General features: G+C 62.5%; 15 protein-coding genes. 14 read left to right on the forward strand and 1 reads right to left on the reverse strand.

Annotated features, from left to right (window positions below; genetic code table 11):
- Positions 1–69: 69 nt before the first annotated feature.
- Positions 70–819, forward strand: coding sequence for an SDR family oxidoreductase (locus tag ACZ9W6_RS16345; protein ID WP_465192243.1), 750 nt, complete (start codon positions 70–72; stop codon positions 817–819).
- Complete coding sequence (locus ACZ9W6_RS16350) at positions 819–1,214, forward strand: dihydroneopterin aldolase (protein ID WP_465192244.1); 396 nt, start codon at positions 819–821, stop codon at positions 1,212–1,214. Before ACZ9W6_RS16345 ends, ACZ9W6_RS16350 begins: the two co-directional genes overlap by 1 nt.
- A 39-nt stretch (positions 1,215–1,253) precedes the next feature.
- Here the strand turns inward: ACZ9W6_RS16350 and ACZ9W6_RS16355 are convergent, their stop codons facing one another.
- Positions 1,254–1,997: a PepSY domain-containing protein gene (locus tag ACZ9W6_RS16355; RefSeq protein ID WP_465192245.1), complete on the reverse strand. Its 744-nt coding sequence runs from the start codon at positions 1,995–1,997 to the stop codon at positions 1,254–1,256.
- A 195-nt stretch (positions 1,998–2,192) separates the two neighbouring features.
- On the opposite strand from ACZ9W6_RS16355, the gene ttcA reads away from it, so the two are divergent.
- The 12 genes from ttcA (at position 2,193) to ACZ9W6_RS16415 (ending at position 12,921) form a co-directional block, all read left to right on the forward strand.
- A complete protein-coding gene (gene ttcA / locus ACZ9W6_RS16360) occupies positions 2,193–3,182 on the forward strand; it encodes a tRNA 2-thiocytidine(32) synthetase TtcA (RefSeq protein ID WP_465192246.1) in 990 nt (329 codons plus the stop codon).
- Positions 3,166–3,972, forward strand: a complete 807-nt coding sequence (locus ACZ9W6_RS16365; RefSeq protein ID WP_465192247.1) for a polyamine aminopropyltransferase — start codon at positions 3,166–3,168, stop codon at positions 3,970–3,972. Before ttcA ends, ACZ9W6_RS16365 begins: the two co-directional genes overlap by 17 nt.
- A gap of 109 nt (positions 3,973–4,081) precedes the next feature.
- On the forward strand, positions 4,082–5,140 hold the full coding sequence (locus ACZ9W6_RS16370) for a Gfo/Idh/MocA family protein (RefSeq protein WP_465192248.1): 1,059 nt from the start codon (positions 4,082–4,084) through the stop codon (positions 5,138–5,140).
- Position 5,141: 1 nt separating this feature from the next.
- Positions 5,142–5,711, forward strand: coding sequence for an acyltransferase (locus tag ACZ9W6_RS16375; protein WP_465192249.1), 570 nt, complete (start codon positions 5,142–5,144; stop codon positions 5,709–5,711).
- 20 nt (positions 5,712–5,731) lie between these two features.
- On the forward strand, positions 5,732–6,829 hold the full coding sequence (locus ACZ9W6_RS16380) for a DegT/DnrJ/EryC1/StrS family aminotransferase (RefSeq protein ID WP_465192250.1): 1,098 nt from the start codon (positions 5,732–5,734) through the stop codon (positions 6,827–6,829).
- Positions 6,830–8,116, forward strand: coding sequence for a lipopolysaccharide biosynthesis protein (locus tag ACZ9W6_RS16385; RefSeq protein WP_465192251.1), 1,287 nt, complete (start codon positions 6,830–6,832; stop codon positions 8,114–8,116).
- Entirely contained in the window at positions 8,109–8,633 is a 525-nt protein-coding gene (locus ACZ9W6_RS16390) for an acyltransferase (RefSeq protein WP_465192252.1), read from the forward strand. The genes ACZ9W6_RS16385 and ACZ9W6_RS16390 overlap by 8 nt, the downstream gene beginning before the upstream one ends.
- The gene (locus tag ACZ9W6_RS16395; protein ID WP_465192253.1) at positions 8,627–9,841 is read left to right on the forward strand and encodes a DegT/DnrJ/EryC1/StrS family aminotransferase; all 1,215 of its coding nucleotides are present in this window, start codon (positions 8,627–8,629) and stop codon (positions 9,839–9,841) included. Before ACZ9W6_RS16390 ends, ACZ9W6_RS16395 begins: the two co-directional genes overlap by 7 nt.
- On the forward strand, positions 9,838–10,902 hold the full coding sequence (locus ACZ9W6_RS16400) for a glycosyltransferase (RefSeq protein WP_465192254.1): 1,065 nt from the start codon (positions 9,838–9,840) through the stop codon (positions 10,900–10,902). The genes ACZ9W6_RS16395 and ACZ9W6_RS16400 overlap by 4 nt, the downstream gene beginning before the upstream one ends.
- 9 nt (positions 10,903–10,911) lie before the next feature.
- Positions 10,912–12,021, forward strand: coding sequence for a glycosyltransferase family 4 protein (locus ACZ9W6_RS16405; protein WP_465192255.1), 1,110 nt, complete (start codon positions 10,912–10,914; stop codon positions 12,019–12,021).
- Positions 12,018–12,446, forward strand: a complete 429-nt coding sequence (locus ACZ9W6_RS16410; RefSeq protein ID WP_465192256.1) for a hypothetical protein — start codon at positions 12,018–12,020, stop codon at positions 12,444–12,446. Before ACZ9W6_RS16405 ends, ACZ9W6_RS16410 begins: the two co-directional genes overlap by 4 nt.
- Positions 12,439–12,921: a hypothetical protein gene (locus ACZ9W6_RS16415; RefSeq protein ID WP_465192257.1), complete on the forward strand. Its 483-nt coding sequence runs from the start codon at positions 12,439–12,441 to the stop codon at positions 12,919–12,921. The genes ACZ9W6_RS16410 and ACZ9W6_RS16415 overlap by 8 nt, the downstream gene beginning before the upstream one ends.
- The last annotated feature ends 11 nt before the right edge of the window (positions 12,922–12,932 follow it).

Genomic DNA, 12,932 nt, shown 5'->3' on the forward strand with positions numbered 1-12,932 from the left:
TAACAGGGCTCCTTGTGCTGCCGCTGCTGCCGGCGCGGCGCAGACAGTCAAAGCATCGAAAGGACAAGCATGAAGGTGGTTCTGGTCACCGGCGCAGCCAAGCGTCTGGGGCGCAATATTGCCGAATTTTTTGCCGCCGCCGGCTGGGCGGTAGCCGTGCATTACCATCATTCGGCCACGGAGGCGGCGAGCTTTGCCGCCAGCCTGCCGCAGGCACGTTGTTACCCGCTGGATCTGGGCGCGGCCGATGTCGATTTTGCCGGCCTGATTACGCAAGTGGTGGCCGACTTTGGCCGGCTCGATTGCATCGTCAACAGCGCTGCGCTGTTTGTCGAAGACGGATTCACCAGCTTTTCACCCGAAGCCTTCGAGCAGCAGCAGCGGGTGAACTTCCACGCGCCAATCAGGTTGGCCGCCGCCTTTGGCGATTATCTGCGTGCGCATGATGCGCGCGGCAGCGTGGTCAATATCCTCGACCAGAAGCTGGATAATCTGAATCCGGATTACTACTCCTACACGCTGTCCAAGCTGGCGCTGAAAGGCAGTATCCGCATGCAGGCGATGTCGGCTGCGCCGCATCTGCGCGTCAACGCCGTCGCACCGGGGCTGACTTTGCTCAGCGGCGAGCAGACGCAGGCCAACTTTGACCGCGCCCACCGGATGACGGCGCTTGGGCAGGGCACCCGGCCCGAGTCGGTGGCGGCAGCGGTGCACTTCCTGGCCGAAGCGGCGCAGATTACCGGCCAGATTCTGAATGTGGACGACGGCCAGCACCTGCTGCCCTTGGCGCGTGATGTGATGTTTGTGGTGGAGGGCTGATGAAAGCCGAGATTTTCCTGCGCGATCTGGCGCTGCCGTGCTTTATCGGCATTCACGATTTCGAACGTGGCGTACGCCAGCGTATGCGTTTCAACTTCACGCTGGAGGTCGACCAGCTGGTGCCGCTGCGCGACGATATCGGTCTGGTGATCGACTATGACTATCTGCGTCTGGGCGCGCAGCAGTTGGTGGCCGATCGCGTGTTTGATACCCAGGAATACCTGCTGGGCAAGCTGGTCGATATCGCCTTCAGCCATCTGCGTGTGCAGGCGGTGACGGTGGAAACCTGCAAGCCCGATGTGTATCCGGATGCGGCCGGTGTCGGTTGCCGCCTGCAGCTGAGCCGCGAAGAATGGCAGCAGCTGCGCGAGGCGGGCCACTGGTGGCAGGAATGAGCTTGCGGCCAACGTTGGCCGCAAGTGGGGCATGACCCCTTAAACGCCCTGTTTTGCCGCCTGCGCCACCGCCTTGGCCGGCTGGCGTGACAGCTCGCGCCTTGCGGCATTCCAGGTCAGGATCAGGCCGGAGATCGAGAACAGCAGTGCCAGCACCGAGGCAATGCGCAGCAGCCAGTTGTTGAAGTTTTCTCCCGCGCTGTAATCCATCACATGCAGTCGCCAGAACAGGTCGAACAGCACCCAGTAATTATTGCGTGCCTTCAGGTATTCGCCGCTGTTGCCGTCAAAATACAGGCGCGTGCCGTAGGCATCGTCAAAGCTCGCCTGCCACACGCCGGTCTGGCCATACAACTCGTCGACAATCAGCAGGCGGGTTTCTGTCTCGTCAATCCGTTTCACCTCGACAAGCTGACCCTCGCCTTTGTAGATGGTCAGCGCAAAACGGGCGATGGCCATACGCTCGGCCTTGGGCAGGGGCTGGCCATTGCGGGCCTGGATCAGCAAGGTCTCATCCTTGCCCTTGAGCTTGAAGGCTGCGCCGGCCGGCGTCTGGATTGCGCTGATCTGGCTGATGTTGGCCGCAGTGACGGTGGCCAGTTGATGTGACCAGCCCTGCGGCAGGGTAACGGCTGGTTTGGCGACGACATTGCCGCTCTTGGTAATGTCATCGAAAGGAATGATGGCGAAAATCGCACCGCCGAGTATCCAGAACAGCAGCTGGGCAAACAGCAGATAAGACAGATAGCGGTGAAGCTTGAAGGCAAGGCGCACGGTTTTCATCGGGAATCTCGGTTTCGGGGCGTGCGCATGCTAGGCGAGCGGGGCGGGTGCGTCGATGCGACAAAGTGTCGCAGGCGGCCATCGCATGGCCGCCGGCTTGTCAGAAATATTTGCAGAATTGCCGCCGCCACGCATGGCCAAGGCCGGCAGATTGCGACTAAAATGTCCGGTTTTTCAATTTCTTAGCAGCAAGCCATGAGCGAGATGTCCCTGAGCACCGAAGACAAGGCCAAAAAGGCCCAGTTCGAGGGCAATAAACTGGCCAAGCGCCTGCGTCACCACGTTGGCGCCGCCATCAATGATTTCAACATGATCGAAGAGGGCGACCGCGTGATGGTCTGCCTGTCCGGTGGCAAGGACAGCTACAGCCTGCTGGACATCCTGCTGGGCTTGCAGAAATCGGCCCCGATCAACTTTTCCATCGTTGCCGTCAACCTCGACCAGAAACAGCCGGGCTTCCCCGAGCACATTCTGCCGGCGTATCTCGAATCCATCGGTGTCGAGTACCGCATCATCGAGGAAGACACCTACAGCATCGTCAAGCGCGTGATTCCCGAAGGCAAGACCACCTGTAGCCTGTGCTCGCGCCTGCGTCGCGGCATTCTTTACCGCGTGGCCGACGAGCTGGGCGCGACCAAGATCGCGCTTGGTCACCACCGCGACGACATCCTGCACACGCTGTTTCTGAACATGTTCTACGGCGGCAAGCTCAAGTCCATGCCACCGAAGCTGGTGTCGGACGATGGCAAGCATATGGTGATCCGCCCGCTGGCCTACTGCCGCGAGAAGGACCTGATCCGCTACGCCGATCTGCGCGAATTCCCTATCATTCCGTGCAATCTGTGCGGCTCGCAGCCGAATCTGCAGCGCCAGGTGGTGAAGGAAATGGTCAACGACTGGGACAAGCGTTTCCCCGGCCGCGTCGAGAGCATGTTCCGCGCGCTGCAGAATGTCGTCCCTTCGCATCTGGCTGACCCGAAACTGTTCGACTTTGTCGGCCTGAAGACCGGCGATGCGCCGTTTGCCGATGGCGATATGGCCTTCGACAAGGAAGAATTCCGCGATCCGGTAGCAATGGTTGAAGACGACGAAGACGGCGCAACGTTGGCCGCACCGCGTCGCACCATCAGCATTCTGGATTCGCGTCCGAAAGTGGCCGACAAGGAGGATGGCTGTGGCGCATAGAGCGGTCCACCCTTTCCGCCGTCGCGTGCGCAATAGCGTCGAAGACATGCCGGAAGTCGATATTTCCGAGCAGGACGGCATCCGTTCGCTGCATCTGGGCTCGGAAACCATCCAGAGCTCGATGAGCCTCGACGACCCGACCGAGCTGGTGCTCAGCTACACCCGCTCGATGATGGGCTTTCTGCTGTGGCAGGACGATCCGCGCCATATCCTGCAGATCGGCCTGGGTGGCGGCTCGTTTGCGCGCTGGATAGACGAATACCTGCCCGATGCCATCAGCGTGGCGGTTGACATCAACCCGCAAGTGATTGCCGTGGCGCGCGCGTTTTTCCAGCTGCCGCCCGAGGGCGATTTCTTCGAGATTGTCGAGGCCGACGGTGCCGAGTATGTGAAGGTGTTTCGCGAATCGACCGATGTGATCATGGTGGACGGCTTTGACGGCCTGCAGATCATCGACGCGCTGACTACCGAAGATTTCTTCGCTGATTGCCACCGTGCGCTGACCGCCCATGGCGTGTTTGCCACCAACTGGTGGAGCGGCGACAAGCGTTACCAGCAGTTTATCGAGCGCCTGCTGGCGGTGTTCGAAGGCCGCGTGATCGAGCTGCCGGCGGCCACCCACGGCAATGTCGCGGTGTTTGCCTTCAAGGGTGAGCCGTCGCCGACCAGCTGGGACAAGCTGGAAAAGAAAGCCGAACAGCTCGAAGGGCTGTACGGCCTGGAGTTTGGCGACTTCGTCAAACGCCTGAAAGAACACAATCTGCACAGCAAGAACCGCTTGCTGATTTGATACCGGCTGCCGCTGCCCGGGGGCTTGTGGCGAGAGTTGGCCGCAAGATGCGGGCTGGCAGCCAGCGCCACGTGGTGGCGGACACAAGACAACCGAGGTTGCGAGCATCATGATCAGTTACGAAACCATTACCGACCGCAAGATCCGCTTCGCGCTGGTCGGCTGCGGCCGCATTGCGGCCAACCATTTCGGCGCCATCGAAAAGCATGCCGAGCGCTGCGAGCTGGTAGACGTGTGTGATACCGACCCGGCCGCACTGGCGGCAGCCGTGACACGCACCGGTGCGACAGGCCACGCCACGCTGGCAGACATGCTGGCGGTAAGCAAAGCTGACGTGGTGATTCTGACCACCCCGTCCGGCCTGCATCCGCAACAGGCGATTGACAGCTTCGAGGCTGGCTTTCATGTGATGACCGAAAAGCCGATGGCTACCCGCTGGCAGGATGGCGTGGACATGGTGAAAGCTGCCGACAAAGCCGGCAAGCGCCTGTTCGTGGTCAAGCAGAACCGTCGCAACGCCACGCTGCAGCTGCTCAAGCGCGCGGTGAAGGAAAAGCGCTTCGGCCGCATCTACATGGTCAACGTCAATGTGTTCTGGACGCGCCCGCAGGATTACTACGATCAGGCCGAATGGCGTGGCACCTGGGAATACGACGGCGGCGCCTTCATGAATCAGGCCAGCCACTATGTTGACCTCCTGGACTGGATCGTCGGCCCGGTCGAGAGCATGCAGGCTTACACTGCGACGCTGGCGCGTGATATCGAAGTCGAAGACAGCGGCGTGGTCAGCCTCAAGTGGCGCTCCGGCGCGCTGGGCAGCATGAACGTGACCATGCTGACCTACCCGAAAAACCTCGAAGGCTCGATCACCATCCTCGGCGAGAAGGGCACCGTGCGCATCGGCGGTGTGGCCGTCAACGAAATTCAGCACTGGGAATTCGCCGAGCCGCACGCGATGGATGACGAGATCAAGAACGCCAGCTACGCCACCACCAGCGTCTACGGTTTTGGTCATCCGCTGTACTACGACAATGTGATCAATGTGATGCGTGGCGAAGCCGATCCGGAAACTGATGGCCGCGAAGGCCTGAAGTCGCTGGAACTGCTGATCGGCCTGTACCGCTCGGCCCGTGACGGCAAGCGCATTTGCCTGCCGCTGGAGTACTGAGATGGCTGCCTACACCGTCCACCCCAGCGCCATCGTCGATGACGGTGCGCAGATCGGCGAAGACACCCGCATCTGGCACTGGGTGCATATCTGCAGCCAGGCGCGCATCGGCGCGCGTTGTTCGTTTGGGCAGAACGTGTTCGTCGGCAACGATGTGATCATCGGCGACAACGTGAAAGTGCAGAACAATGTGTCGATCTACGACGCGGTGACGCTGGAAGACGATGTGTTCTGCGGCCCGTCCATGGTGTTCACCAATGTCAACAACCCGCGCAGCCACGTCAGCCGCAAGAACGAATACCGCCGCACGGTGGTAAAACGCGGCGCGACCATCGGTGCCAATGCCACCGTGGTTTGCGGCCACGAGATCGGCGAATACGCCTTCATCGGTGCCGGCGCGGTGGTGACCCGCGATGTGAAGCCTTATGCGCTGATGGTCGGGACCCCGGCCAAACGCATCGGCTGGATGTGCCAGTGCGGCGAGCGTCTGCCCGACAGCATCGGCGAGCACGAATGCGCGGCTTGCGGCCAACGTTACGATATCGGCGGCAATCACTGCGCGCCGGTTTGATCCTGATTCAAGGTTGAGATATGTCCATCCAGTTCATTGATCTGAAAGCGCAGTACCAGCATCTGAAAGCCGATATCGACGCGCGCATCCACGCGGTGCTCGATCACGGCCAGTACATCATGGGGCCGGAAGTGAAGCAGCTGGAAGAACAGCTGGCGGCCTACACCGGCGCCAAGCACGCGATCGGCGTGTGCGATGGCACCAAGGCGCTGTTGATCGCGCTGATGGCGCTGGGCGTGAAGGCGGGCGACGAGGTAATCACCACGCCGTTCACCTTTATCGCCACCGGCGAGATGATTGCGCTGTTGGGTGCGGTGCCGGTGTTTGTCGATATCGACCCGGTGACTTACAACCTCGATCCTGCCAAGCTCGAAGCCGCCATCACGCCACGCACCCGCGCGATCATGCCGGTGAGCCTGTACGGTCAGTGTGCCGATTTCAGCGCGATCAACGCGATTGCAGAGAAGCACAATCTGCCGGTGATCGAAGACGGCGCGCAGAGCTTTGGCGCGAGCCAGCACGGCAAGCGTTCCGGCAATCTGTGCACCATCGGCACCACCAGTTTCTTCCCGTCCAAGCCTTTGGGCTGCTACGGCGACGGTGGTGCGGTGTTCACCAATGACGACGAGCTGGCGAAGAAAATGCGCGAGATCCGCGTGCACGGCCAGGATCGCCGCTACCACCATCCGGTGATCGGCCTGAATGGTCGTCTGGATACCATCCAGGCCGCCGTACTGCTGGCCAAACTGCCGAGCTTCCAGCCCGAAGTCGTGGCACGTGCGCGTATCGGCGCGCGTTATAGCGAGCTGCTGGCCGATGTCGCGCGCGTACCGGTGATTGCCGCCGGTAATACCCACGTCTATGCGCAGTACACCATCGAAGTGGACAATCGCGAGGCGGTGCAGAAGGCGCTGCAGGAAATGGGCATCCCGACAGCCGTGCATTATCCGATCCCGCTGCATCTGCAGCCGGCCTTTGCCCATCTGGGGCTGGGCGAGGGCAGCTTCCCTGTGGCCGAGGCTGCGGGCAAGCGCGTGATGAGCCTGCCTATGCATCCATTCCTGACCGAAGAAATGCAGGATGCGATCGTGGCGGCAGTCAAGAAGGCGCTGGCTTAATTGAGTAGTCTCTGGCAAAGCTTGGCCGCAGGCGGTTTTGCCCGTCATGTGGCCACACTGGCAAGCGGGGCGGCACTGGCACAGTTGCTGCCCTTGCTGTTTGCGCCGCTGCTTACCCGGCTGTATTCGCCGGCCGATTTTGGCGTGCTGGCGGTATTTGTCGCCTGGCTGTCCAATCTGGCGGTGATCTCCACCGGCCGTTACGACATGGCGGTGGTACTGCCCAAGACCGAGCCGGAAGCGGCGCGGCTGATGCTGTTGTCGCTGTCTATCAATACCGTGCTGCTGGTGCTGTGCCTGCTGCTGTTCTGGCCGTGGCATGACGATATCGCCGCCTTGCTCAAGGCGCCGGCGCTGGCCAACTGGCTGCCGCTTTTGCCTGTTGGTGTGTGGCTGGCCGGTGGGGTGGCGGCGTGGACGGCGTGGAATAACCGCCAGCGCCGTTATGCGGCCAACGCGCAGGGGCGGGTGGTGCAGTCGCTGGGTGTGTCCTTGCTGCAAGTGGCGGCGGGCTGGTCTGGCCTTGCGGCTGGCGGCTTGATTGTGTCGCAGCTGGCGGGGCAGGCGCTGGCGCTGCTGACGCTGGCGCGTGCCGATATCGCCGCGCGTTTTGCCTTTTTGCGTGGGCCTGCGCGGCCGGAAGTACTGGCCGAGGCGCGCCGTTATCGCGAGTTTCCGCTGGTAAACACGCCGCACGCCTTTGTGGTGGCCTTGCAGGATTCGCTGATGCTGGCATTGCTGGCCAGCTTGTCCGGCGCGGCGATCGTCGGCCAGTACGCGCTGGTGTTGCGGGTGCTGAAGCTGCCGGCTGCGATGGTGGGGCAGGCGGTGTCGCAGGTGGTGTTTCGTGATCTGGCCGAGGCGGCGGGCGATGGCCGGCTGCTATCCGGCATGCTCAAGCGTGCCTTGCTGATGCTGGCGGCGCTGGCGGTGGTGCCGTTTTCGCTGCTGGCCTTGTGGGGCGGGCCGCTGTTTGCGCTGGTGTTTGGCGAGCCGTGGCGCGGCGCGGGCGAGATCGCGGCGCTGCTGACGCCGTATTTCGCGGCGGCCTTTGTCGCCGGGCCGGCTTTCATGGTGCCGATGGTGATCAATCGCCAGCGGGCATCGTTTGTGTTTGTGCTGATTGGCGTGATCGTCAATCTGGCCGTGTTTGCTGCGGTTTATCTGGCCAGCCGCGAGGCGATGCTGGCGCTGGCGGTGATGTCCGGCGTGATGACCATTTATTTTGCCGCCTATGTGGCGTGGGTGTTCCGCCTGTTGCGGCCAAGGGAAATCAAGCATGTCTGATCGTATTTTGCTGTTGTTGTGGCGTATCTGGCTGCAGCTGCGCGGCGCAAGGTTGGCCGCATCGGCGCGGGTGAATCCGTCGGTGCGGGTGAGGCCGGCGGCCTTGCAGCTGGGCGCACATGCGCGGCTGTACTGGGGCGGCGATGTGCTGACCTCCGCTGCCGGCCGTTTGCAGCTGGGCGCGCACAGCCATCTCGCGCCGTATTTTTATGCGCTGATCGGCCGCAATCGCTTGCAGATTGGCGATCAGGTCGCCATCGGCCCGCGTTGCCAGTTTTTTTGTCACAGCAACAGCATTCCGGCCGAGGTGTCGGCTACGCCGTTTATCCACAGCCATGTCGATGGCGATATCGTGATTGGCAATAATGTGTTCATCGGCGCGGGCTGCATCGTGCTGCCGGGCACGGTGATCGGCGACAACGTGGCCATCGGCGCGGGCAGTGTGGTGAAGGGCGTGATCGAGCGCGGCTGGGTGTATGCCGGCCAACCGGCACGCAAGGTGAAGCCGCTATGCTGACCGGTAATTCCTTGACGCTGTGGCAGCTGGTGTCGGCGCTGCCTGCCATGCTGCGTGGCCGTCGCCACCATCGTGCGGCCTTGCGCTTCGAGCTGGCCAATCTGTTTGAGGTCGAGGCCGCGCGCATCGTGCTGTTTGACAGCGGCCGCGCCGCCTTTGCCGCCTTGCTGAAATTGCACGGCGTGCAGGCCGGTGACGAGGTGCTGATTCCGGCCTTCACCTGCGTGGTGGTACCCAATCAGGTGCCGCCCACCGGTGCGAAGGTGCGCTTTGTCGATGTTGGCCGCGACAGCCTGAATCTGGACTGGTTTGCGCTGGACGATGCCATCAGCCGCCATACCCGCGTGGTGGTGGTGCCGCATAATTTTGGTGTGGCCTGCGAAGTGCCGACCTGGCTGCGCGAAAAACACCGGCTGGTGCGCTTTGTCGATGACGCGGCGCATGGCTTTGCCTCGAAATGCACCGGCCAGTGGCTGGGCACTTATCACGATGGCGCATTTTTCAGCTTTGAATACTCCAAGAATCTTACCGGCGGCATTGGCGGTTTTGCGCTGTTGCCGGCCGGTAGCAGCTTGCCAGAAGCAGACTTGCCCGAGCTGCCTTGTCTCGACGAATGGCGGCTGCTGGCCACGCTGAAAGCGCATCTCTTGAGCGCACGTTGGCCGCAAATCGGCCGTATCAGCATGGCCATTACCCGCAGGTTGGGGCTGGTGTACCGCTCCGGCGATGGCGAGGTGATTCACGGCGAGCCGCATCCGGCCCGTGCCATGCCGCTTTTGTCGGCGGTGCTGCTGCGCCGTCAGCTGGCCAGCCTGCCTGTCGTGCTGGCACACAAGCGCGAACTGGCCCGCCGTTACCACGCTGCCCTGGCGCAGTTGCCACGCTTGCGGCAGTGGGATGCGCCCGACACGCACTGGGTGCGTTACCCCTTTGCCCTGCCACGGCCGGTGGCGGACAAGGCCGCGCTGGCGCGACGTTTGTCAGCGGCCAGCGGCCTGAATATCGGCGTGTGGTTTGATGATGTGATCCACCCGGCTGGCAGCTACCGCCACGGCTATCGGCCTGGCGATGCGCCCAGCGGTGAAAGGTTGGCCGCAACGGTGCTGAATCTGCCGATGAATATCGCGGTAGGCGCTGATGCGGCGCTGGAGCGCAAGCTGGCCAAGCTCTGCACCGCCCTGCAACACGAACTGGAGCAAGACGCATGAAGCTGCTGCTGATCGGCTCGGCCTCGGTACACACCTTCCGCTATCTGGCCGGCATCGCGCCGCATGTCAGCGAGATTCACCTCGTCACCAGTGGCGAGCTGCCCGAGCGCTACCGTGTGGCCAAGCTTGGTCGCGTGCTGAAGGTGGATTTCAGCCTCAAGGCCATCGGCACCGCGCGGCGCATCGCGCAGCTGATAGACGAGATCCAGCCCGACATCGCCCATGTGCATCAGGCCAATAGCGTGGCCTGGCATGCGCGGCGGGCGCTGGCCGGCAAGAACATCCCGCAGGTGCTGACGGTGTGGGGCTCGGACGTGCTGCTGCTGCCCAAACAAAACCGGCTGATGAAAAAGATGGTCGCGGCCAACCTTGCCGCGGCGGATGCGATTACCAGTGATTCGCTCAATATGGCTGCGGTGTGCCGCGAGCTGGCTGACGTCTACCGCATGGAGGTTCTGAATTTCGGCATGGATGCCTTGCCTGATGAACCCGATATCGCCGCCAAGCCGCTGAACGTGCTGTCCTGCCGCCTGCACAAACCGCTGTACCGCATTGACGCGATTATCCGCGCCTGGCGCGATATCGAGGCCGATGCGCGCTTTGCCGCGTGGACGCTGACGGTTGCCGCCAGCGGCAGCGAGACCGAAGCCTTGAAAACCTTGGCCGCAAGCTTGGGCCTGCAACGCGTGCACTTCACCGGCTTTGTCGCGCCCGAAGTCTTGGCGCAGTGCTACCGTGACGCACGCGTGTTTGTCAGCGTGCCGCGCTCGGACGCCACCAGCATCAGCCTGCTGGAGGCAATGGGGCACGCTTGCCTGCCGGTGCTGTCCAACCTGCCGGCCAACCTCGAATGGGTGCTGGACGGCGTCAACGGCGCGATTGTCGAAGACGTGAACCGGCTGGGCGAGGCGCTGAAAAGCCAGCTGCTGCGCGCGGCCGACGATGAACAACTGCAGGCTGCGGCCAGGCTTAACCGCCAGCTGGTGGCCGACAAAGGCCTGCACCAGCCGAATATGGCGCGTTTTGCGCAGATTTACCGCGAGCTGACCGGCTCGCCATAAGGTTACCGAATGAAAATCGCCCATCTCACCAGCGCGCATCCGCGCCACGATATCCGCATCTTCGTGAAGGAGTGCGCGAGCCTCGCCGCCGCGGGCCACGAGGTGCATCTGATTGTCGCCGACGGTCTGGGCGACGAGATCAACCGCGACGTGCGCCTGCATGATGTCGGCCCCAAATCGGGTGGCCGCTTCTCGCGCATGACAGGCACCGTCAAGCGCGTGTACGAAAAGACGCTGCAGCTGATGCCGGATGTCGCGCATTTTCACGACCCGGAGCTGATCCCCGCCGCGCTGCGCTTGCAGCAGGCCGGTATCCGCATCGTCTACGACGTGCACGAAGACGTGCCGCGTCAGGTGCTGGCCAAACACTGGATTCCGGAGCTGGCGCGGCCGTGGGTGTCGCGTGGCGTCGAGACACTGGAAGACTACGCGGCGCGGCGCTTTGACGCGATTGTCGCCGCCACGCCGGTGATCCGCGACCGTTTCGCCCGTGCCGGCGCGAAGAAAGTGATCGACGTCTGCAACTATCCGATTCTGGCCGAACTCGTGCGCGACACGCCGTGGGCCTGCCGCCGCAACGAGGTGTGTTACCTCGGCGGCATCAGCCGTACACGCGGCATCGCGCCGATTATCGCCGCGCTGCCGGACACCGATACGCGGCTGAATCTGGCCGGTATCTGGAGCGAGCCGGACCTGAAAGCTCAACTTGAGCGCGAAGCCGGCTGGAGCCGCGTGAATGACTTGGGCGTGCTCGATCGCGCCGGTGTGGCGCGGGTGCTGGCCGAAAGCAAGATCGGCCTCGTCACGCTGTTGCCGACGCCGAGTTATGTCGAGTCGCTGCCGATCAAGCTGTTTGAATACATGGCCGCCGGCATGCCGGTGATTGCCAGTGATTTTCCGCTGTGGCGGCAGATTATCGAGGACGCCGATTGCGGCCTCTTGGTAAACCCCGAAGACCCGCAGGCGATTGCCGATGCGATTGCCGAGCTGCTGGGCGATGACGAACGCGCGCGACTGATGGGCTTGTCCGGCAAGCAGGCGGTACTGGCAAAGTACAGCTGGGCCGCCGAGGCCGACAAGTTGGCCGCGCTGTATCTGGAACTGGAGCAAAACAAGTGAATATGAACACCGTCGCGCTGGCGCTGCTGAAAATCGCCGTGCCGCTGGGCACCTTGCTGGCCTTGCTGGGCTGGCTGTTTGATAACGCCGAGCTGAGCTTCGGCATGCTGGCCACCCATATCGTGATTTCGCTGGTGTACGCCTGGTGGATGCTGCATCGCGAAGGCTGGCTCAACAGTCTGCGCGAAGACAACGCCGCCGGCCTGAAGGCGCTGATTGCCGCCGGCAAGCCACGCTTTTTGCTGCGTCACGGCGCGCTGGGGCAGGGCCTCGCGCTGGCTTATCTGATTACTGCCGCTGAATGGGCGGCCACCGGCGTGATGCCGGGTGTCGGCAGCCTGCTGGCGGATCTGGTGGCCATGGGGCTGCTGGGCGCGCTGTTTGCCCATTACGACTGGCAAAAGCTGGAGCGTGAAGTTGCCTGAACGCAAAGCCATGCCGACAAAACGTTGGCCGCTGTGGCAGCAACTTTGTCTGGTGCCACCGTTGGCACTGCTGTTTTCGTCGCTGCATTACGGCCTTGCCGAGGCGGCGTTACGGCCGGTCAATCTGGCCTGTTTTGCGCTGCCGGTGTTGCTGCTCTTGCTGTTTTTGCGCAGCTACGCTTACTGGCGCGATGGTTTGATCCGCCATGATTACGCCGGCTGGCAAAGGTTGGCCGCAGGCGGCAAGTGGCGTTATCTCTTGCTGTACGGCATGCCGCTGCGTGGCTGGAGTCTGGCGGTTTTCATGCTGATGCTGGATCTGGCTGCCGGCAAGCCGCTGACACTGCAGCGGCTGTTGATCAGCCTCGCGGTATGGAGCGCTGCCGGCCTGTTTCTGGCACACGACGAATGGCAGCGCCTGCAAGGCGAGGCGGCGCAGGCCGCTGGCCATAACGAATCTTTACTCAAGCAATAAACAAGGAAATA

This window comes from Vogesella lacus, assembly GCF_979366295.1.

What these genes read in the sequence shown, in the direction of transcription:
- ACZ9W6_RS16380 (WP_465192250.1), top strand. Translation starts at nt 5,732, where the DNA reads ATGTCCATCCAGTTCATTGATCTGAAAGCGCAGTACCAGCATCTGAAA.
- ACZ9W6_RS16365 (WP_465192247.1), top strand. Translation starts at nt 3,166, where the DNA reads ATGGCTGTGGCGCATAGAGCGGTCCACCCTTTCCGCCGTCGCGTGCGC.
- ACZ9W6_RS16350 (WP_465192244.1), top strand. Translation starts at nt 819, where the DNA reads ATGAAAGCCGAGATTTTCCTGCGCGATCTGGCGCTGCCGTGCTTTATC.
- ACZ9W6_RS16355 (WP_465192245.1), bottom strand. Translation starts at nt 1,997, where the DNA reads ATGAAAACCGTGCGCCTTGCCTTCAAGCTTCACCGCTATCTGTCTTAT.
- ttcA (WP_465192246.1), top strand. Translation starts at nt 2,193, where the DNA reads ATGAGCGAGATGTCCCTGAGCACCGAAGACAAGGCCAAAAAGGCCCAG.
- ACZ9W6_RS16375 (WP_465192249.1), top strand. Translation starts at nt 5,142, where the DNA reads ATGGCTGCCTACACCGTCCACCCCAGCGCCATCGTCGATGACGGTGCG.
- ACZ9W6_RS16400 (WP_465192254.1), top strand. Translation starts at nt 9,838, where the DNA reads ATGAAGCTGCTGCTGATCGGCTCGGCCTCGGTACACACCTTCCGCTAT.
- ACZ9W6_RS16370 (WP_465192248.1), top strand. Translation starts at nt 4,082, where the DNA reads ATGATCAGTTACGAAACCATTACCGACCGCAAGATCCGCTTCGCGCTG.
- ACZ9W6_RS16345 (WP_465192243.1), top strand. Translation starts at nt 70, where the DNA reads ATGAAGGTGGTTCTGGTCACCGGCGCAGCCAAGCGTCTGGGGCGCAAT.
- ACZ9W6_RS16395 (WP_465192253.1), top strand. Translation starts at nt 8,627, where the DNA reads ATGCTGACCGGTAATTCCTTGACGCTGTGGCAGCTGGTGTCGGCGCTG.
- ACZ9W6_RS16390 (WP_465192252.1), top strand. Translation starts at nt 8,109, where the DNA reads ATGTCTGATCGTATTTTGCTGTTGTTGTGGCGTATCTGGCTGCAGCTG.
- ACZ9W6_RS16405 (WP_465192255.1), top strand. Translation starts at nt 10,912, where the DNA reads ATGAAAATCGCCCATCTCACCAGCGCGCATCCGCGCCACGATATCCGC.